18 protein-coding genes, 1 tRNA gene and 1 other RNA gene are annotated in these 18351 nt (G+C 70.5%); 13 read left to right on the plus strand and 7 right to left on the minus strand.

The window, feature by feature from the left end:
* Positions 1 to 30 precede the first annotated feature (30 nt).
* Genes AB0J87_RS48815 through AB0J87_RS48845 form a run of 7 tightly spaced genes read left to right on the plus strand, consistent with a single transcriptional unit; the run spans position 31 to position 5707 of the window.
* On the plus strand, positions 31 to 1356 hold the full coding sequence (locus AB0J87_RS48815; RefSeq protein ID WP_363978908.1) for an L-fuconate dehydratase: 1326 nt from the start codon (positions 31 to 33) through the stop codon (positions 1354 to 1356).
* Positions 1349 to 1735 carry an amidohydrolase family protein gene (locus AB0J87_RS48820; protein WP_363978911.1) on the plus strand — a complete coding sequence of 129 codons (387 nt, stop codon included), beginning with the start codon at positions 1349 to 1351 and terminating at the stop codon, positions 1733 to 1735. Before AB0J87_RS48815 ends, AB0J87_RS48820 begins: the two co-directional genes overlap by 8 nt.
* On the plus strand, positions 1726 to 2163 hold the full coding sequence (locus AB0J87_RS48825) for an RbsD/FucU domain-containing protein (RefSeq protein WP_363978914.1): 438 nt from the start codon (positions 1726 to 1728) through the stop codon (positions 2161 to 2163). Before AB0J87_RS48820 ends, AB0J87_RS48825 begins: the two co-directional genes overlap by 10 nt.
* Positions 2160 to 3203, plus strand: coding sequence for an alcohol dehydrogenase catalytic domain-containing protein (locus AB0J87_RS48830; RefSeq protein ID WP_363978916.1), 1044 nt, complete (start codon positions 2160 to 2162; stop codon positions 3201 to 3203). The genes AB0J87_RS48825 and AB0J87_RS48830 overlap by 4 nt, the downstream gene beginning before the upstream one ends.
* Complete coding sequence (locus AB0J87_RS48835; protein ID WP_363978919.1) at positions 3200 to 3961, plus strand: SDR family oxidoreductase; 762 nt, start codon at positions 3200 to 3202, stop codon at positions 3959 to 3961. The genes AB0J87_RS48830 and AB0J87_RS48835 overlap by 4 nt, the downstream gene beginning before the upstream one ends.
* Positions 3962 to 3998: 37 nt before the next feature.
* The gene (locus tag AB0J87_RS48840; RefSeq protein WP_363978922.1) at positions 3999 to 5012 is read left to right on the plus strand and encodes an aldo/keto reductase; all 1014 of its coding nucleotides are present in this window, start codon (positions 3999 to 4001) and stop codon (positions 5010 to 5012) included.
* Entirely contained in the window at positions 5009 to 5707 is a 699-nt protein-coding gene (locus AB0J87_RS48845; RefSeq protein ID WP_363978925.1) for a FadR/GntR family transcriptional regulator, read from the plus strand. Before AB0J87_RS48840 ends, AB0J87_RS48845 begins: the two co-directional genes overlap by 4 nt.
* 304 nt (positions 5708 to 6011) lie before the next feature.
* On the opposite strand, the gene AB0J87_RS48850 is transcribed toward AB0J87_RS48845, so the two are convergent.
* Genes AB0J87_RS48850 through AB0J87_RS48860 form a run of 3 tightly spaced genes read right to left on the minus strand, consistent with a single transcriptional unit; the run spans position 6012 to position 8205 of the window.
* A complete protein-coding gene (locus tag AB0J87_RS48850; protein ID WP_185069514.1) occupies positions 6012 to 6308 on the minus strand; it encodes a type II toxin-antitoxin system VapB family antitoxin in 297 nt (98 codons plus the stop codon).
* 48 nt (positions 6309 to 6356) lie between these two features.
* Positions 6357 to 7202, minus strand: coding sequence for a neutral zinc metallopeptidase (locus AB0J87_RS48855; protein WP_355192966.1), 846 nt, complete (start codon positions 7200 to 7202; stop codon positions 6357 to 6359).
* Positions 7203 to 7257: 55 nt separating this feature from the next.
* A complete protein-coding gene (locus tag AB0J87_RS48860; protein WP_363978929.1) occupies positions 7258 to 8205 on the minus strand; it encodes a neutral zinc metallopeptidase in 948 nt (315 codons plus the stop codon).
* A 98-nt stretch (positions 8206 to 8303) separates the two neighbouring features.
* On the opposite strand from AB0J87_RS48860, the gene AB0J87_RS48865 reads away from it, so the two are divergent.
* Positions 8304 to 8933 carry a LysE family translocator gene (locus AB0J87_RS48865; protein ID WP_363978932.1) on the plus strand — a complete coding sequence of 210 codons (630 nt, stop codon included), beginning with the start codon at positions 8304 to 8306 and terminating at the stop codon, positions 8931 to 8933.
* Positions 8934 to 8965: 32 nt separating this feature from the next.
* On the opposite strand, the gene AB0J87_RS48870 is transcribed toward AB0J87_RS48865, so the two are convergent.
* Positions 8966 to 10453 carry an MFS transporter gene (locus tag AB0J87_RS48870; protein ID WP_363978935.1) on the minus strand — a complete coding sequence of 496 codons (1488 nt, stop codon included), beginning with the start codon at positions 10451 to 10453 and terminating at the stop codon, positions 8966 to 8968.
* A 218-nt stretch (positions 10454 to 10671) separates the two neighbouring features.
* Between AB0J87_RS48870 and AB0J87_RS48875 the strand changes: the two genes are divergently transcribed.
* Both AB0J87_RS48875 and AB0J87_RS48880 read left to right on the plus strand, forming a co-directional pair.
* Positions 10672 to 11043: a YciI family protein gene (locus AB0J87_RS48875; RefSeq protein WP_350724098.1), complete on the plus strand. Its 372-nt coding sequence runs from the start codon at positions 10672 to 10674 to the stop codon at positions 11041 to 11043.
* The gene (locus AB0J87_RS48880) at positions 11040 to 12251 is read left to right on the plus strand and encodes a sigma-70 family RNA polymerase sigma factor (RefSeq protein WP_363978938.1); all 1212 of its coding nucleotides are present in this window, start codon (positions 11040 to 11042) and stop codon (positions 12249 to 12251) included. The genes AB0J87_RS48875 and AB0J87_RS48880 overlap by 4 nt, the downstream gene beginning before the upstream one ends.
* Before the next feature lie 13 nt (positions 12252 to 12264).
* Here AB0J87_RS48880 and AB0J87_RS48885 read toward each other — a convergent pair whose 3' ends face one another.
* Positions 12265 to 13041 (minus strand): class I SAM-dependent methyltransferase, encoded by a 777-nt coding sequence (locus AB0J87_RS48885; protein ID WP_363978941.1) that lies wholly within the window; start codon positions 13039 to 13041, stop codon positions 12265 to 12267.
* 415 nt (positions 13042 to 13456) lie between these two features.
* Positions 13457 to 13541: transfer RNA gene (locus AB0J87_RS48890), tRNA-Ser, on the minus strand.
* 86 nt (positions 13542 to 13627) lie between these two features.
* Between AB0J87_RS48890 and ffs the strand changes: the two genes are divergently transcribed.
* An RNA gene (gene ffs / locus AB0J87_RS48895) (signal recognition particle sRNA small type) lies at positions 13628 to 13723 on the plus strand.
* 31 nt (positions 13724 to 13754) lie between these two features.
* A complete protein-coding gene (locus AB0J87_RS48900; protein ID WP_363978944.1) occupies positions 13755 to 16238 on the plus strand; it encodes a DNA polymerase III subunit gamma and tau in 2484 nt (827 codons plus the stop codon).
* Positions 16239 to 16278: 40 nt separating this feature from the next.
* Here AB0J87_RS48900 and AB0J87_RS48905 read toward each other — a convergent pair whose 3' ends face one another.
* The gene (locus tag AB0J87_RS48905; protein ID WP_363978947.1) at positions 16279 to 17691 is read right to left on the minus strand and encodes a GAF domain-containing protein; all 1413 of its coding nucleotides are present in this window, start codon (positions 17689 to 17691) and stop codon (positions 16279 to 16281) included.
* A gap of 308 nt (positions 17692 to 17999) precedes the next feature.
* Here AB0J87_RS48905 and AB0J87_RS48910 point away from each other — a divergent pair, with 308 nt between their 5' ends.
* Positions 18000 to 18350 (plus strand): YbaB/EbfC family nucleoid-associated protein, encoded by a 351-nt coding sequence (locus AB0J87_RS48910; protein ID WP_350724084.1) that lies wholly within the window; start codon positions 18000 to 18002, stop codon positions 18348 to 18350.
* Position 18351 lies beyond the last annotated feature (1 nt).

The following is an 18351-nucleotide window of genomic DNA, read 5'->3' on the forward strand; positions in this document are numbered from 1 at the left end:
TCGCCGCCTGCCGCCACAGGAGTTGCTGCCATGTCCTCCGCTGTGCCCGTATCCGCCCGCATCACCGCGCTCGACGTCATGGACGTCCGGTTCCCGACGTCCGAGCATCTGGACGGATCGGACGCGATGAACCCCGAACCCGACTACTCGGCCGCCTACGTCATCTTGCGCACCGACGCCGGTGACGGACTGGAGGGCCACGCCCTGGCCTTCACCACGGGCCGTGGCAACGATGTCCAGGCCGCCGCCATCGCGGCCCTGGCCCCGCATGTGGTCGGATTGTCCGTCGACGAGGTCTGCGCCGACCTCGGCAAGTTCTCCCGCTCTCTCGTCCACGACCCCCAACTGCGCTGGCTGGGCCCTGAGAAGGGCGCCATCCACATGGCCACCGGCGCCGTCGTCAACGCCGCCTGGGACCTCGCGGCCAAGCGGGCCGGCAAGCCCGTCTGGCGGTTCCTCGGCGAGATGTCGCCAGAGGAGCTGGTCGCCCAGATCGACTTCCGGTGGCTGAGCGATGCCCTCACTCCAGAGGAGGCGCTTCAGATCCTGCGCCGCGCCGAACCGGGCCGCCAGCAGCGCATCGCCCACCTGCTGGAGCGCGGCTACCCCGCCTACACCACCACCCCTGGCTGGCTCGGCTACTCCGACGAGAAGCTGGCCCGCCTCGCCCGCGAGGCCATCGCCGACGGCTTCACCCAGATCAAGCTGAAGGTCGGCGCGGACCTCGAGGACGATCTACGGCGTATGCGCACTGCTCGTCAGACGGTGGGCGAGGGCATTCGCATCGCGGTCGATGCCAACCAGAGATGGGACGTGCAGCCCGCCATCGACTGGATGCGCGCCCTGGCCCCCTATCAGCCGTACTGGATCGAGGAGCCCACCTCCCCGGACGACATCCTCGGGCATGCCGCCGTTCGCAAGGCGGTCAGCCCCATCAAGGTCGCCACCGGCGAGCACATCGCCAACCGGGTTGTCTTCAAGCAACTCCTCCAGGCGGGCGCGGTGGACATCGTGCAAATCGACTCGGCACGGGTCGGCGGCGTCAACGAGAACATCGCGATCCTGCTGCTCGCTGCCAAGTTCGGGGTGCCGGTCTGCCCACACGCGGGCGGTGTGGGCCTGTGTGAGATGGTGCAACACCTGTCGATGTTCGACTACGTCGCCGTCTCCGGCACGGTCGAGGACCGGGTCATCGAGTACGTCGACCATCTGCACGAGCACTTCGTCGACCCGGTCCGCGTCGCGGACGGCCACTACCTCGCCCCGGCCCTGCCCGGACTCAGCGCGCAGATGCACCCGGAGTCTCTCAAGGAGTACGCCTACCCCGACGGCCCGGTCTGGACCGCCCGTGCCTGACGCCCACCATCACGTGTGGAACCTCGACCACCGCCCCCAGCCCTGGCTGGACGAGGCGGGCCACGAGCTGATCCGCCGCACCTTCGGCCTCGACGACCTGCGATCGACCGCGACCCGGCTCCTCGCCGGCCGACAGCTGACGAGCACGGTGGTCGTCCAGTGCATCACGTCCGTGGTCGAGACCCCCGAGCGGCTGATGTTCGGCTCCGACCGGCCGTTATGCGTCCTGGCGGGGGGCTGGAACCGCTGGGCCGCCACCGTCGAGGTACTCCTGAGCGGCTGCTCCGCCATCGAGACCGACGCCGTGCTCGCCGACACTGCGACCACCTTCTACGGCCTGACATCCGCCGCCGACGGGAGGACCGCCCCATGCTCCTGACCGAACTGCTGCACCCTGGAATCCTCGAAGCCCTGGCCGGAGCCGGCCACGGCGCCCGCGTCCTGCTCGCCGACGGCCACTACCCCGCCAGCACCGCCACCGGCGAGCGTGCCAGGACGGTCCACCTCAACCTGACCCCCGGCCTGCTGGACGTCACCGTCGTGCTCGACGTCCTGCTGCGGGCCCTGCCCGTCGAGTCGGCCCAGGTGATGGTGCCCCCCGAGGGCGCACCGGAGCCGCCGGCCATCACCGAGTACCGCTCGAAGCTGGCGCCCGTCCCGGTCGAGAAACTCGGCCGCTTCGAGTTCTACGACGCCGCCCGCTCACCCGACCTGGCGCTGGCGATCGTCACCGCCGACATCCGTACCTACGCGAACCTGCTGCTGACCATCGGCGTTCGCACTGAAAGGAACGTGAGAACACGATGACACTCGCCGTCCGTTACACGGCTGCCCGAACCCTGGACACGGCGCCCGTCGAACCCGCCTCCCCCGGACCGGGTGAGGTCGAGCTGGCCCCCGCCTACGTCGGCATCTGCGGCACCGATCTACACATCTTCCACGGTGACATGGACGCCCGGGTCAGCACACCCGCGGTCCTGGGGCACGAGATGTCCGGCCGTGTCCTCCGTGTCGGGCCGGACGTCGAAGGCTGGCGGCCCGGCGACGCGGTCACCGTGATGCCGCTGCGCTGGGACGACAGCTGCCCCGCCTGCCGCGCAGGCAACCGGCACATCTGCCAGCACCTGGATTTCATCGGTATCGACTCCCCGGGCGCGATGCAGCAGCGCTGGATCGTGCCCGCCGCCACCCTCGTACGGCTGCCCGACTCGCTCCCCCTGGACCGCGCCGCGCTCGTCGAGCCCACTGCGGTGGCGGTACACGACGTCGGCCGGGCCCGAGTGCGGGACGGTGAGCGGGTGGTCGTCGTGGGCGGCGGACCCATCGGCATCCTGATCGCGCTGGTCGCGCGCGCCGCCGGTGCCGAAGTCCGCGTGGTGGAGCTGAGCGGCCACCGGCGGATCCTGGCGCAGAAGTTGGGGCTGACCGCCTGGAACCCGGCTGCCGAGGACGTGCCCGGACTGGTCCGGCAGTGGACCGGCGACGCAGGCGCGGATGTCGCATTCGAGGTCTCCGGCGCGGCAGGCGGTGTGGACACCGCGGTCCAAGTGCTGGGCGTACGCGGCCGGCTGTGCCTCGTGGCTATCCACCCCCGGCCTCGAGAGGTCGACCTGCATCGGTTCTTCTGGCGCGAACTGACCCTCATCGGCGCAAGGCTGTACGACCGTTCAGACTTCGAGAAGGCGGTCACGCTGGTCGCCGACGCCACCATCCCCGCCGAGCAGCTGATCAGCAAGGTGGTGCCACTCACCCAGGCGCCCGCCGCGTTCGAAGCGCTCGAGGCGGGTGGCGACGTCATGAAGATCCTCGTGGACTGCACCGACGACGCACAGGGAGCAGCCGTATGACTGCCTTCGACCTCACGGGAAGACTTGCCGTTGTCACCGGCGCCCGGCGCGGCATCGGCCGGGCCATGGCCCGGGCGCTGGCCGAGGCCGGCGCCGACGTCATCGGCGTCAGCGCCAACCTGGAGGAGTCCGGCAGCGCCGTCGAGAAGGACGTCCTTGCCGCAGGCCGTACCTTCGAGGCGATCCGCACCGACTTCGCCGACGCCGAGGCAGTCCGGGCCCTGGCCACGGACCTCGCTGGACGTGAGCGACCGGTGGACATCCTGGTCAACAATGCGGGCACCATCCGCCGCGCCCCGACGGCCGAACACGCCGACGCCGACTGGGAGCTGGTCCTCCAGGTCAACCTCAGCGCCCAGTTCACGCTGACCAGGGCGGTGGGCGCGGCGATGGTGTCCCGAGGCTACGGGAAGATCCTTTTCACGGCGTCGCTGCTCAGCTTCCAGGGCGGCATCAATGTACCCGGCTACACCGCCGCCAAGCACGGTGTCGCCGGCCTGACCAAGGCGCTGGCCAACGAGTGGGCCCCGCACGGCGTCAACGTCAACGCCATCGCGCCCGGCTACATCGCAACCGACAACACTCAGGCTCTCCAGGACGATCCGGCGCGCAGCCGGGCGATCCTGGACCGCATCCCGGCCGGGCGGTGGGGCACCGCCGACGATCTCGCGGGCGCCACCGTGTTCCTGGCCTCCGACGCCGCCGCCTACGTGCACGGCACCGTGCTCCCCGTCGACGGCGGATGGCTGGGCCGATGACCGTCGGCGCCGGCCTCGCACTCCCAAGGAGCGCACCTTGCGACACCGGAAGATCACGAACACCTCTGTCGAGCTCAGCGAACTCGGCTTCGGGGCCTCCGTCATAGGCAATCTCCACCGCGTCACACCGGCCCTCGACGCGGCAGCCGCGGTCGAAGCGGCCTGGGACGCGGGCATCCGGTACTTCGACACAGCACCCCACTACGGCCTGGGCCTGTCCGAGCACCGCCTGGGCGCCGCGTTGCGGGACCGTCCGCGGAACGAGTACGTCCTATCCTCCAAAGTGGGCCGTCTGCTGGTGCCCAACGAGCGGCCGCGCGGGGTTGACGACGAGGGTTTCGTCGTCCGGGACGACCTGCGCAGGCAGTGGGACTTCAGCCGGGACGGGGTACTGCGCTCCATCGAGGCGACACTGGAGCGCACGGGCCTCGACCGTCTGGACGTCGTCTACCTGCACGATCCCGACGACCACTGGAGGCAGGCCGCCGAGGAGGCCATGCCCGTCCTGGCGGAACTACGCGACCAAGGGGTGATCGGCGCCATCGGCGCCGGCATGAACCAGTCGGCCATGCTCGCCCGCTTCCTGCGTGACACCGCCGCCGACGTGGTGATGCTCGCCGGCCGCTACACGCTCCTCGACCAGTCGGCATTGGACGACGTCCTGCCCGCCGCTCAGGAACTGGACAAAAGTGTGGTGGCGGTCGGCGTGTTCAATTCGGGACTGCTCTCCCTCGACCGGCCCGCCGAGGGCATGAAGTACGACTACCGGGACGCGCCGCCTGCCCTGGTCGCCAGTGCCCTGGCGATCGCCGAGGTCTGCGCGGCGCACGGCACGACTCTCCCGGCAGCGGCGATTGCCTTTCCGTACACCCATCCCCATATCATCAACGTCACCCTGGGCATGCGGAATGCTGAGCAGGTCGCACGGAACGCGGAACTCCACCGTCGGCACATCCCCGAAGGCCTTTGGGAGGATCTTCGTGCCCAAGGATTGATCAGATCGGACGTGCCCGCCGAGAAGGGGCGCCAGAGGAGTTCGCATTGTCTTTGACCGACAAGGCCATTGAGCAGATCCGTGAGCTGATCCGCACCGGAGCCCTGCCGCCGGGTTCGAAGCTTCCACCGGAACCGGATCTGGCCGCTCAACTGGGCCTGTCCCGCAACCTCGCACGGGAAGCGGTCAAGGCACTGGCCGTCGCGCGAGTCCTGGAGATCCGGCGGGGGGACGGCACCTACGTGACCAGCCTGCAGCCGAGTCTGCTCTTCGAGGGTCTCGGCGGGGCTGTGGAGCTGCTGCAGGGCGACTCGGCCGCCCTGCAGGATCTGATGGAGGTACGTCGGCTCCTCGAACCGGTCGCCACAGCACTGGCCGCAATCCGGATCTCCGACGAACAACTCGCCGAGGTGCAACAGCACTTGGACGCCATGCGTGAGGCCCGCGACGACGTCGAACGGCTCAACGCCCACGACGCGGCCTTCCACCGTGCCGTCGTCTCAGCCACGGGCAACGACACGCTGCTCACCCTCCTGGAGGCCATCTCCGGCCGTACGTTGCGCGCCCGCATCTGGCGTGGCCTCGTTGACGCCGAGGCTGCGGGCCGCACCCTCGCCGAGCACGAGGCGATCTTCACGGCCCTGTCCACCCGTGACGCCGCTCTCAGCCAGGCCGCTGCACTGCTGCACGTCAGCAGCACCGAACGGGGATTGAGGGAATACCTGCGCACCACCGAATCCCTCCCCCGCTGAGCGCCTACGGCGAACGGCACCGGAACCTGCCTGACCGACGTGGCCATGAACCACGACGAGCGGCGCGCCCACGGCGCCGGCATGGCTCCCTCGAGCGCGGCCGGCACCGCGGCGGCGGTGGGATCGAATGGCGGGGGTGGCCCCACCAGGTCAGGCCGGTTGATCGCGGCGCTCATCAGGGGCCTCCGACCGACGGGTCGGCGGCCCTTCGTCATGAGGCGGGGCGCTCCCGAGCCTTTCCAACATCATTTATGGAGCGCATGCGAAAAGGGAGCCGCGAATCCCGCGGCTCCCTTTTCCTTTCTCAGTTGGGCAGCTCGAGGACCCTGGCGTGCAGGATCGATCTTTGGTGCAGGGCCGCGCGCAACGCGCGGTGCAGACCGTCCTCCAGATAGAGCTCGCCCTGCCACTGCACCACGTGCGGGAAAAGGTCGCCGTAGAAGGTGGAGTCGGCGGCGAGCAGCGAATGCAGGTCCAGTACGGCCTTCGTGGTGATCAACGAGTCGAGCCGGACCTGCCGTGGAGGGATCTGCGCCCACTCTCGGTTAGAGAGACCGTGGTCGGGATAAGGGCGTCCGTCGCCGACAAGCTTGAAGATCACCCCCCCGATTTTAGGAGAGAATCCGATTCCTTGCGTTGTCCGGGAGCGTCAGCGCAGGTCGCCCGGTTCGCAGGAGTCGGCTGTGCCCTTTTCGTAGCCGCGTTGGAAGGCGTTGACGCGTTGCTTGGAGCTGCCGTGCGTGAACGATTCAGGATCGATTCTGCCTTGGGTGCGTTGCTGGATTCTGTCGTCGCCGACCGCCGCGGCGGCGTCCAGGGCCTCGGAGATATCCGTCCGGGTGAACGGCTTCTCGTAGAAGCCGGTCTTGACCGCGTTGTGCGCCCAGACGCCGGCGTAGCAGTCTGCCTGGAGTTCGGTGGAGACGGAGGAGCCGCCCGTGTCGAGCGCGCCGAGCAGGTCCTGCACGTGGTGGCCGTACTCGTGGGCGATCACGTACGCCTGCGCGAACGGCCCGCCCTTGGCGCCGAACTGGGTGTGGAGTTGGTCGAAGAAGCTCAGGTCGAGGTAGACGCGCTGGTCGCCGGGGCAGTAGAAGGGGCCGACCGCCGAGCTGGCCGTGCCGCAGCCCGTACGTAAGCGACCGGAGTAGAGGATGGTCTTCGCCGCCCGATATCCCGAAATTTCCTGCTTCCAGTAGTCCTGGATGCTGTTGACCACACCCACCACCCGGCACCGCTCCGACTGGTCGGCGTCCTTGCCCGTCCGGCACTGCCCGGACAGGTTGGACGGGGACCGCCGCTGGGCGGGCTCGGCGCCGCCGCCACCGCCCACGTTGTTCAGCACGACGACCAGCACGAGCACGATCAGGCTGACGATGCCGCCACCGCCGATGATCATGCCGCCGGGGAAGCCGCCGCCACCACCGCCCGAATAACCGCCGCCGGCATCCTCGACCTGCGAGGAGTCGAGCTCGACATCGTCCCTGAAGTCCATGCTGACGTCCCTTCCGGAGGTGCCGCCCGCATGACAGCTTCCCCACAGACCGGTATCAAATACCTCCGGAGAACGTGTCGCACCGCTTGGGGTCCCCGCTGTCGTACCCGACGCTGAACCAGCTCTCCCGCTGCCGCGAGGTGCCGTGGGTGAAGGCGTCGGGGGTCACCCGGCCCTGCGTGCGGCGCTGGATGCTGTCGTCGCCGACCGCCGCGGCCGCGCTGAGCGCCTGGTCGATGTCCGTCTGGGAGAACGGCTCCCGGAAGAAGCCGGTCTTGACCGCGTTGTGCGCCCAGACGCCCGCGTAGCAGTCGGCCTGCAGCTCCAGCCGCACCGACGGGCTGCCTGCGCCGGGCCTGCTGTCGGGGCCGACCCTGTTCATGGTGCCGAGCAGGTTCTGGACGTGGTGGCCGTACTCGTGGGCGACCACGTACGCCTGTGCGAACGGACCGCCCTCGGCGCCGAAGTCGCGCTGGAGCGTGTTGAAGAACGACAGGTCGAGATAGACCTTGCGATCGACGGGGCAGTAGAACGGGCCCACGGCGGCGTCGGCCGTGCCGCAGCCGGTGTTGACCGCGTTGGAGAACAGCACGGTCCTGGCGGGCTTGTACGTGCGCCCGCGCTCCTGGAACGCCTGCCGCCAGTACGTCTGGATGCTGTTGACCGTGCCGACGACGCGGCAGTCCTCGGACTGCTCGGCATCGGCGCCGGTCCGGCACCGCGCCGCCAGGTTGCCGGTCTGGGCGGGCATGGCCGGGGCGCTCGGCTGCCGCCCGCCGCCCTGCGGCCCGCCTCCCTGGCCGCTGAACGGCGAGGGGATGACCCCGAACAGGAACAGCCCGGCCGCCGCCAGGATGAGCAGCAGGCAGCCGCCGCAGCCTCCTCGGCCGCCGATGGGCAGCATGCACCCGCCCGGCATCCCGCCCCCGCCCGGCTGCGGACCGGAGGCCCGTACGTCCTCGACCTGCGACGGATCGAGTTGCGCGTCGTCGTCGAACTGCATGCCTCCCTACTCCCCAGCAACGGGTCGAATACGCAGCGCGACAAACTGGGATGCGCGCGACCGGATATGTCCGCTAATCTGCCGATATGACGGCTGGCTTGATCGGAATCGCGCTGGTGTCGCTGGGCATGGTTCTCACGCCCGGGCCGAACATGGTCTATCTGATCTCACGATCGATCTCCCAGGGCCGCCGGGCCGGCCTGATCTCCCTCACCGGCGTCTTCCTCGGCTTCACGCTCTACCTGACCGCGACGTGCCTGGGGCTGACGGCGGTCTTCGCGTACGTACCGGCCGCCTACACGGCACTCAAGCTCGCCGGCGCCGCGTACCTGCTCTGGCTGGCCTGGAACGCCGTCAAGCCGGGCGGCACCTCGGCCTTCCAGCCGCGCACGCTCACCCCCGAACCCCCGCGCAAGCTGTTCGGCATGGGCCTGCTGACCTGCCTGCTCAACCCCAAGATCGCCATCCTGTACCTGTCCCTGCTCCCGCAGTTCATCGACCCTTCGATGGGCCACGTACTGCTGCAGAGCCTGGCGCTCGGCTCGGTCCAGATCGTGGTCGCCACCACGGTCAACGGCCTGATCGCCATCTCGGCCGGCGCGCTGGCCGCCTTCCTGGGCAGCCGCCCTCTCTGGCTCCGCGTCCAGCGCTACGTCACCGGCACGATCCTCGGCGCCTTCGCCATCCACATGGCCACCGACCGATCGAAGGCCCTGGTGGCCGCCTAGCGTCGGCGCGGCTGACAGCGGCGACCACCGGCTCATGAGCGAGCGCCCTCGGGGAGCGGGGCCGAGGCGGCCCGGGTTGCCGGGCGCATGGCCAGGACCAGTACGGCCATCCCGGCGAAGACGACCACGGCGACACCGCCCGTGACGTGCAGACTGGCCGTGAAGGCCTCCCGCGCCGCGTGCAGCAGTTCCGCCCCCTGGCTCGCGGGAAGGTGCCGGCTGGCGGCGACCGCGCCGGCCAGCGAGTCGGACGTGCCGTCCATCCGGCTGCGGTAGACCACCGCGGCCACCACGCCGAGCAGCGCGAAGCCGAGCGAACCGCCGAAGTAGTTGCCGGTCTCCGACATCGACGCCGCCGAGCCGGCGCGCTCCGGCGGCACGGACCCGACGACCAGGCCGGTGCCCAGCGCGAACAGCGGGCCGGTGCCCAGCGCCAGTACGGTGATGCCGATCATCACCAGCGGCAGGGCGCTCGGACCGTCGACGGCGACCAGGAGCAGGCTGCCCAGCGCCGACCCCACCAGCCCGCCGGCGATCGCGGTCGTCTGCTTCATCCGCCGGGCCAGCGCCGGCGCGGCCATGGTGCCGACCGCCACGCCCAGGCCCATGGGCGCGAACAGCACCGCCGACGCGACCGGCGAGAAGCCCAGCACGCTCTGCAGGTACTGGGTCACCAGCAGGCCCGTGCCGGCCATGGCGATGCCGGCGAAGACCAGCGCGACGATCACGGCCGTGAGCGGCCGGTTGCGGAGCAGCCGCAGGTCCAGCAGCGGCGTCTCCAGCCGCAGCTGCCGGCGTACGAACAGCGATCCGACGACCGCGCCGACGACGAGGGCCACCGCCGGCACGACCGGCACGCTCTCGACGGTCAGCTGCTTGAGGCCGTAGACCATCAGAAGCACCGCCACGAGCGACAGCCCGACGCTGGCCAGGTCCAGCCGGCCGGCCCGGTCGCTGCGGAACTCCGGCAGCAGGACCGGCCCGGTGAGCAGCAGCAGCGCCATCGCCGGCACGGCGACCAGGAACACCGATCCCCACCAGAAGTGCTGGAGCAGGAATCCGGCGAGGACGGGTCCGAGCGCGCCGCCGGTGAACTGGCAGGTCGCCCAGATCGCGATGGCCTGCCCGCGCTGCCGTTCGTCGCGGAACATGTTGGTGATCAAGGCCAGTGTGGACGGCGCCAGGGTCGCGCCGGCGATGCCCAGGAGCGCCCGTGCGACGATCAGCATCAGCGGGCCGGCCGCGAAGGCGGCCACGACCGACAGCACCGCGAACGCCGCCGCGCCGATCATCAGCAGCCGCCGGCGGCCGATCCGGTCGCCGAGCGTCCCCATCGTGATGACCATGCCGGCCACCATGAACCCGTAGCTGTCACTGATCCACAGCTGCTCGACGTTGGTGGCACCCAGGTCGGCGCTCAGCTGCGGAAGCGCGAGGAGCAACGCCGTCATGTCCATCGCGACGAGCAATGTCGGCAGCATGAGGACGGCCAGTCCCAGCCATGCCCGGTTGACTCTCATATCCGAAACTCCCTGTTCTCTCGACGTTTCGCCGGTTGGTCGGAGCGGTCGAGAGTTTCTTGACATCGACACGGGGGAGACCTCGCGCGACTGCCGCCACGGTGGGGCGGCGAAAAACTTGTGCGAATGTTCTGCCGGGGATGTCAAGACGGCGGCAGCGGCTCCGACCAACCGGTCGAAGGCCCCGGCCGGGGCTCGCGAACCACAAGGAGGACACGATGAAGTTCCTGATCAGCCTGCACATCAATCCGGCCGTGCTCGACGCGCTGACCGACGAGGAGAAGGCGGCGATCGGCGACGGCCACGGCAGGTTCATCGAGGCGCTGAAGGAATCCGGCGAGCTGATCACCACGCAGGCGCTGGTCGACCCGTCACAGGCGGCTGTGGTGTCCGTACGCAACGGTCAGCCGGTGGTGACCGACGGCCCTTTCCTGGAGGCGAAGGAGTACCTGGGCGGCTTCTACCTGATCGACTGCGAGAACAAGGAGCGGGCGATCGAGCTGGCGACCCAGATCCCGGACACCGCGATCCAGGGGCTGGGGGTGGAGGTGCGGCAGGTGATGTTCGCTGACGGACAATTGGAGGCATGACGACATCCGCCATCGAGGACCTGCTGCGTGAGCTCACGCCGCAGGTCCTCGGCGCGTTGGTACGCCGGCACGGCCAGTTCGAGGAGTGTGAGGACGCCGTGCAGGAGGCCGTCCTCGCCGCCACCGTGCAGTGGCCGTCCGAGGGACTGCCGGACAACCCGCGCGGCTGGCTGGTCACTGTCGCTTCCCGGCGGCTCATCGACCAGATGCGCAGCGACCATGCGCGCCGCGAGCGCGAGTCGGCCACGGCCACCGAGGTGAAGCCCGAGGACGTGCCGGACACCGACGACACGCTCGTCCTGCTGTTCCTGTGCTGCCATCCGACCCTGACCGCGGCCTCCCAGACCGCCCTGACGCTGCGGGCGGTCGGCGGGCTCACCACTGCTGAGATCGCCCGCGCGTTCCTGGTGCCGGAGGCCACGATGGCGGCCAGGATCAGCCGGGCCAAGCAGCGCATCAAGGCCGCCGGCAGCTCGTTCGGCCTGCCGGAGGGCCCGGAACGCGAGGAGCGGCTGCAGGTCGTCCTGCACGTGCTCTACCTGATCTTCAACGAGGGCTACACCGCCTCCTCGGGCAGCGAGTTGCACCGCTCCGACCTCGCGCACGAGGCGATCCGGCTGGCCAGGATGGTGCACGCGCAACTGCCCGAGGACGGCGAGGTGACCGGGCTGCTCGCGCTGATGCTGCTGACCGATGCTCGCCAGCAGGCACGTACGACGGCGGCCGGCGACCTGATACCGCTGGACGAGCAGGACCGTACGAAGTGGGACCGGGGCCTGATCGACGAGGGCATCGAGCTGGTCAAGGCGTCGCTGGCCGGCCCGGCGCTGGGGCCCTACCAGTTGCAGGCCGCCATCGCCGCCACGCACGCCGACGCGGCCACGGCCGAGGAGACCGACTGGCCGCAGGTGCACGCCCTCTACCTGATCCTCGAACGGATCGCGCCCAACCCGATGGTCACCCTCAACCGCGCGATCGCGCTCGCTGAAACCGAGGGCCCGTCAGCCGGCCTGGCCCTGCTGTCCACGTTGGACAGCGACGAGCGGATGGCCGGGCATCACCGGCTGCTGTCCGTACGGGCGCATCTGCTGGAGAAGACCGGCGACACGGCCGGGGCGTACGAGCACTACCGGCGCGCCGCGAAGTCCACGGCCAGCCTCGCCGAGCAGCGGTACCTGGAGTCCCGGGCCGGCCGGGTGAAACCCTAGATTCGCCTGCGCCTCAGGGCCTCCTGGCGACCAGCACCTCGCTCGCCAGCTCCTGCTCCCACCGGCCTGCCGGGTTGTCGGCGAGCAACGCCCGTCGCAGCGTCTCGACGAACGCGGGCAGACGGTCGCCCAGCCTGGCGGGCGAGCTGTAGGAGTAGGAGAGCTGAAGCCCGACCAGTCCATCCACGTCCCAGACCAGCCGCCGGCTGAACACCCGGGACTCCACCCTGCTGAAGGCCGAGGCGGCCAGCACCTCGTGGTGGTGCTCGCCCGTCGCGTGGAACGAGTTGGCCGCGGTGCGGATGTCGAGGCCGAACTCCTCGCACACCCGCCTCTCGACCGGCTGCCACGGTTGCGAGTCCGGCTGCCACGGCTCTCCCCGCTGCCTCGCCGGGCCGACCAGCGCCACCGCGCCGCCGGCCGGCAGCAGCTCGTCCAGCTCCGTCAGCACGGACCTACGATCCATCCAGTGGAACGACCGACCCATCACCACCTGCTCGAACGGCGGCAACCCCCGCAGAACGGTCGAGTCGCCCCGCACCCAGGTGATGTTGGCGACACCCCCGGCCAGCCGCCTCCCTTCGGCGAGCATCTCCCGCGCCGGATCCACCGCGAGCACCGCCCTCACCCGCCGGGCCAGCGGGATCGCGATCGTCCCCGGACCACAGCCGAGATCCAGCACCCGCCCGTCCTCGCCGAACGTCTCCGCCAGATGCTCCATCGCCGCCCGGCCGTAGCCCGGACGGTATCTCGCGTAGTACGGCGCAGCTCCGCCGAACAGATCCTCCACGGGACACCTGTCAGCAGTTGACGTCGGAGTCCTGGACGAGCACCAGAACTGCGAGGCAGCCCGTGAGGAGCGAGGCGGCCGGCAGCACGAGCGAGCGAGTAGGCATCGCGGATCCCATCGGTGAGGCGCCTCCGAGATCATGACAGCGCCGCGATGCCGTCAACCGCTCAGTGCACAGAATCTCGACAAAACCGCCTCCGACGTCACACCTGATGGCGACCGGCCCGCCTGTTCGGCGTGGGGTGGTCAGGTTCGGGCATGGCAGCGCGGTATCAGCACGTCACCGACGACATCCGGCAGGCCGTGGCCAAGCAGAGGTCTGGAGTCTCATCTGGGAGGCGGGAAGGCCCGGAATAGCGAAAGGGGCCGACTTGGATGGGGTCGGCCCCTTCGCGTTTACTGCCTCAACCAGGCGCGGAGGATAGGGGATTTGAACCCCTGATAGGTTGCCCTATACACGCTTTCCAAGCGTGCGCCCTCGGCCACTAGGCGAATCCTCCGCCGACGAGCTTACCGGACTTCTGGGCGTGTGCAGACCACCTTTTCCGGTGTGGAGCGAGCACTGCGTCATCCGGCTAGACTGTGCAGGGACCCCTCGCGCGGCGTCATCCTGTGAACCTCCCCAGGGCCGGAAGGCAGCAAGGATAAGCGGGCTCTGGCGGGTGTGCGAGGGGTCTCTTCGTTGAGAGCCCCCTCGCAGGCGGGATGGTCGCATGAGCCTTGCGCTTTACCGCAAGTACCGGCCCGGGACGTTCGCCGAGGTCAAGGGTCAGGAGCACGTCACAGACCCGCTGCGGCAGGCGTTGCGTACGAGGCGGATCAACCACGCCTACCTGTTCAGCGGCCCTCGCGGGTGTGGCAAGACCTCCAGCGCGCGCATCCTGGCGCGCTCTCTCAACTGCGAGCAGGGGCCGACGCCCGACCCGTGCGGTGTCTGCGAGTCGTGTGTCGCGCTCGCCCCCACCGGTCCTGGCCACCTCGACGTCATCGAGATCGACGCCGCCTCGCACGGTGGCGTGGACGACGCGCGCGACCTGCGTGAGCGGGCGTTCTTCGCCCCCGTCTCCGCGCGCTACAAGATCTACATCATCGACGAGGCGCACATGGTGACCCGGGAGGGTTTCAACGCGCTGCTCAAGCTCGTCGAGGAGCCCCCACCGCACCTGAAGTTCATCTTCGCGACGACCGAGCCGGAAAAGGTCATCGGCACGATCAAGTCGCGTACCCACCACTACCCGTTCAGGCTGATGCCGCCCGCGACGCTCCGCGCGCTGCTGGAGGAGATCCTCACCTCCGAGAGCGTGCCCTTCGAGCCCACTGCGCTGCCCCTCGTCGTACGGGCGGGCGCGGGCTCGGCGCGTGACTCGCTGTCGATCCTCGACCAGCTCCTCGCCGGGGCCGAGGAGGACGGCATCACCTATGCCAAGGCCGTCTCCCTGCTCGGCTACACCGACGGCGACCTGCTCGACGAGGTCGTCAACGCGTTCGCGGCGCGTGCCGGCGGGCAGGTGTTCCACGCGGTCAACCGGGTCATCGAGGGCGGCCACGACCCCCGCCGCTTCGCTTCCGACCTGCTCGAACGCTTCCGTGACCTGGTCATCCTGGCGAACGTCCCCGAGGCGGCGTCGAGCGGGCTGCTCGACCGGCCCGCCGATGAGTTGGAGCGCCTGGTTCAGCAGGCCGCTTCGATGGGCCCGGCGGAGCTCACGCGCGCGGCCGAGGTCTTCAACGCCGGTCTCACCGAGATGCGCGGGGCCACCTCGCCTCGGCTGCTGCTGGAGCTGATGTGCGCGCGCGTCCTGCTTCCGGGGGCCGCGCAGGGTGAGGAAGCGTTGCTCGCCCGTATCGAGCGGCTGGAGCGTGGTGGGGCTGTCGCTCAGATGGCCGCCGCCAGGGTCGCCGCCCCACCCGTCCCTTCCGTGGCTTCTGTCCCGCCTGTCTCCGCCCCGCCCGTTTCCGGTCCAGCCGGTACGGCCGGTTCCGCTTCGGTGTCCATTCCTCGACCGGGTGTCTCGTCCGGGCAGGGTGGCGCGCCGGCCCCGGCGGGTGCTGAGAACACGGGTGAAGCGGCGGTGGGTGGCCAGGGTCCGGCTGCCGGTTCCGGTGCGGCGGGGGGTGACGACTGGCCTGAGCCGGCTCGTCCCGGTTCGCCTTCCGTGACACAGGCGGCCCCAGCGGCAGGCGGCGCGCCCCAGGCGGCCAACGGCGGACAGCCCAGTGGCGGCGCTCCCACCGGGAGTGGGGCGGGGGCCCTGCAGGCGCAGTGGGCCGCCGTGCTGGCCTCGCTCAAGCAGCGCAGCATCGTCGTCTGGGCGAACGTGAGCACCAACGCCCAGGTGGTTGGTGTGGAAGGCAACGTCGTCACGCTGGGCTTCACCCAGGTCGGCGCGATGAAGAACTTCACGGGCGGTGGCAAGGACGCCGTCGTGGCCGGTGCGCTCGGCGATGTGCTCGGCGGCACGTGGCGCGTCGAGGCGGTCGTCGGCGGCTCCCCGGCCCCCGGCGGCGGCTCCGCGTCCCGGGGCGCTCCCCGCCCGCCCGCGCACGGCGGCCCGGCGGGCGGCCACGGTGCGGCGGGAGGTCATGGCCCAGCGGGAGGTCATGGCGCGGTGCCCGGCTCGGCCGGCCCGCACGCTGCCTCCTCCGGCTCGACCGGTCCGCACGCCTCCTCCGGTTCGGCCGGTCCGCCTTCCGCCCCCTCCGGCGTGCCTGGACCTGCCGGTGCCCAGGGTGGGGCGGGCGCCCAGCCGGGGGCTCACGTTTCCCAGGGGCGTACGGCCTCCCACGGCGGGTCCCACGAGGACGGGGACTCCCAGGAGGCCGGCCCAGGCCACCCCGCGGCCGGGTCCACCGGACGTCAGACCACGGACGAGTCCTGGCCCGACGCTCCTGACGACCTCGGCCCCGGCTCACCGCCGGCCCCCGACCCCACGAACACCGTCGTCGCGGTCGGCGGCGGGATGGCCGCCGCGAAGTCGGCGGCGCGGGCCGCGGCCCAGGCGGGTCCGCGCGTTCCGGCCGCCCGTGGCAGCGCCGCGGCCTGGCCGGAGAGCGTCCCCAGCCGCAACAAGGGCCCGGAGTCGGACGACGTCGACCCCCTGAACGACGTCGACGCCGACGTGGACGCGGTCTCCGGCATGGCTTTGCTGGAGCGCGAGCTCGGCGCCCGGGTGATCGGCGAGATCGATCACGCCTGAGACCACACCGAAGGCCGAGCGGGAAGACCGCACCTGAGCGTCAGGGGCAGAGTCGGGAGCGGGCGGCGGCGGAGCGGGGGTCGGTGGAGGGAAGGGCGGCCAGGCGCTCCAGGACCTCGTAGTCGTCCCGGCCGCTGCAGGTCTGCGCGTACGTCCACAGCTCGTCCGGCGACCCGTGCCGCAGCAGGCACACGCGTACCTGCGCCTCCAGTTCGTCCCGCTCGCGGCGGATCTCCGGCGACTCCGAGCGGAGCAGCAGCGGGCCCCGGTACGCGCGGGCCAGCGCGCAGGAGTCGTTGGCCGACAGGTGGCGGCGTACCTCCAGGAAGTCGGCCTCCAGCGGGCAGGTCAGCCGGTACGGCTTGGCCGCGATGGCCTCCCCGAGCTGGGCCCGCAGCCGGTGGATCTCCGCCCTGATGGTCACCGGGTTGCCGTCGTCGCCGTAGAGGTGGAACGAGAGCTGTTCGGCCGTCAGCCCGTGCGGATGCAATGCGAGCAGGGCCAGGATCTCGGCGTGCCGGAGCGAGAGCGGCCGGTCGAGCTCGCCGAACGTGGCCACCGGCTGCCCCTCGCCGAGGAAGGACAGGGCGAGCGTGGGAGGCGCCGCGGAGGATGTGAGACGCAGGAGGAAGCCGTCGGAGAACGGCTCCAGCACGGCGGCGGAACCGTCCTGGAGTATCACCCGCCGGCCGGACAGGCGGATGCGCTCGCCCAGGGAGCCGGCCGGGTCGCCGGAGAGCACGCGGCCGGTGGCCGACAGCAGGACCCCGGGCCGCCCGCGCAGGGACTCGAAGCGGCGGCGCAGGCGCTCGTCGCGTTCGTGCATGCGCAGCGCGAGCTGGGTCTCGGTGAGCTTGGCCGTGGCGGCGACCAGCGCGACGGTCGCGGGGTGCAGGCTGCGCGAGGTGCCGCTGACGTCGACGCAGCCGACGGTCTGGCCCGAGTCCGGGTCGGTGATCGGGGCGGCGCTGCACGACCAGATGTGCAGCACCCGCATGAGGTGCTCCTCCGAGTAGACGTGCACGGGCCGGCCCGCTTCGAGCGCGGTGCCGATGCCGTTGGTGCCGACCGTGCCCTCGGCCCACTGGTGCCCGTCGGCCAGACCGATCTGGTCTGCCCGGCGCATGATCGCGTGGTTGCCCTCGCGCCACAGCACCCGTCCGCCGCCGTCGGTGACGATCAGGACCTCGTCGGCCAGGCTGGACAGCGTCTGGGCGATGAGGGGCAGCAACGGCTGCAACGGGTGCGCCTGGCGGACGTCCTTGATGTGGGAAAGGTCGTAGACCAGGGGCGCGCTCTTGCCCTCCGGGTCGATCCCGGCCTCCAGCGACCGCTCCCAGGAGGCGGTGATCAGGCGGCGGGGCAGCTCCGGAGGCACGCGGCCGGCCGCCACCGCCGCTTCGTGCGCTCCGCGTAGCAGGCGCGAGTACGCGTCGAGGTCTGCGTAACTCATCGGTCACTCCAAGTAGTCAACAAAGAGCATCCGTCCTGCGGGCGGTCCGCGCAACCCCTAAGGGGGGATTGCACAGGGTGATTGAATGAACGCAACGTGTGTGCAACGTCAGGGTCGCTAACTTCTTGTGGCAACGCGTCGGCGTGGTGCGGCCGCTCCGCCGACGTGGTGGCCGGGTCTCGGACGCTGGAGGGGGGCCGAGATCCGGCCAAAAAACATCCCAGGTAGGGCTGCACCAGTACAGGACGACGCCCAAACCCCGTAGGCTCGTGGCAGTCAAGAACCGGAGCCACGAGGAGCGCACGACGGTGAACCCAGGGGATGTCAACCTGCAGCAGCTGCTGGAGCAGGCCCAGCTCATGCAGCAGCAGCTTGTGAGCGCCCAGCAGGAGCTCAACGACGCGCAGATCGAGGGCTCATCGGGCGGTGGCCTTGTCACAGCCGTGGTCAACGGCTCAGGTGAGCTGCTGGAGCTCAGGATCGACCCGAGCGTGATCGACGCCGGGGACGCGCAGGACACCGCGGACACGATCGCCGACCTGGTGATCGCGGCCGTCCGCGACGCCGTCCGCGCCGCGGCCGATCTGCAGCAGGAGAAGCTCGGCCCGCTGGCCCAGGGGCTGGGTGGCGGCGGCCTCGGACAGTTGCCAGGGTTCTAGG

Origin of the sequence: Nonomuraea sp. NPDC049625 (assembly GCF_040675285.1) — a bacterium.
GTDB classification, from domain to species: Bacteria; Actinomycetota; Actinomycetes; order Streptosporangiales; family Streptosporangiaceae; genus Nonomuraea; species Nonomuraea angiospora_A.

What these genes read in the sequence shown, in the direction of transcription:
- AB0J87_RS48815 (WP_363978908.1), top strand. Translation starts at nt 31, where the DNA reads ATGTCCTCCGCTGTGCCCGTATCCGCCCGCATCACCGCGCTCGACGTC.
- AB0J87_RS48825 (WP_363978914.1), top strand. Translation starts at nt 1,726, where the DNA reads ATGCTCCTGACCGAACTGCTGCACCCTGGAATCCTCGAAGCCCTGGCC.
- AB0J87_RS48830 (WP_363978916.1), top strand. Translation starts at nt 2,160, where the DNA reads ATGACACTCGCCGTCCGTTACACGGCTGCCCGAACCCTGGACACGGCG.
- AB0J87_RS48835 (WP_363978919.1), top strand. Translation starts at nt 3,200, where the DNA reads ATGACTGCCTTCGACCTCACGGGAAGACTTGCCGTTGTCACCGGCGCC.
- AB0J87_RS48855 (WP_355192966.1), bottom strand. Translation starts at nt 7,202, where the DNA reads ATGGACTTCAGGGACGATGTCGAGCTCGACTCCTCGCAGGTCGAGGAT.
- AB0J87_RS48860 (WP_363978929.1), bottom strand. Translation starts at nt 8,205, where the DNA reads ATGCAGTTCGACGACGACGCGCAACTCGATCCGTCGCAGGTCGAGGAC.
- AB0J87_RS48870 (WP_363978935.1), bottom strand. Translation starts at nt 10,453, where the DNA reads ATGAGAGTCAACCGGGCATGGCTGGGACTGGCCGTCCTCATGCTGCCG.
- AB0J87_RS48875 (WP_350724098.1), top strand. Translation starts at nt 10,672, where the DNA reads ATGAAGTTCCTGATCAGCCTGCACATCAATCCGGCCGTGCTCGACGCG.
- AB0J87_RS48880 (WP_363978938.1), top strand. Translation starts at nt 11,040, where the DNA reads ATGACGACATCCGCCATCGAGGACCTGCTGCGTGAGCTCACGCCGCAG.
- AB0J87_RS48900 (WP_363978944.1), top strand. Translation starts at nt 13,755, where the DNA reads ATGAGCCTTGCGCTTTACCGCAAGTACCGGCCCGGGACGTTCGCCGAG.
- AB0J87_RS48905 (WP_363978947.1), bottom strand. Translation starts at nt 17,691, where the DNA reads ATGAGTTACGCAGACCTCGACGCGTACTCGCGCCTGCTACGCGGAGCG.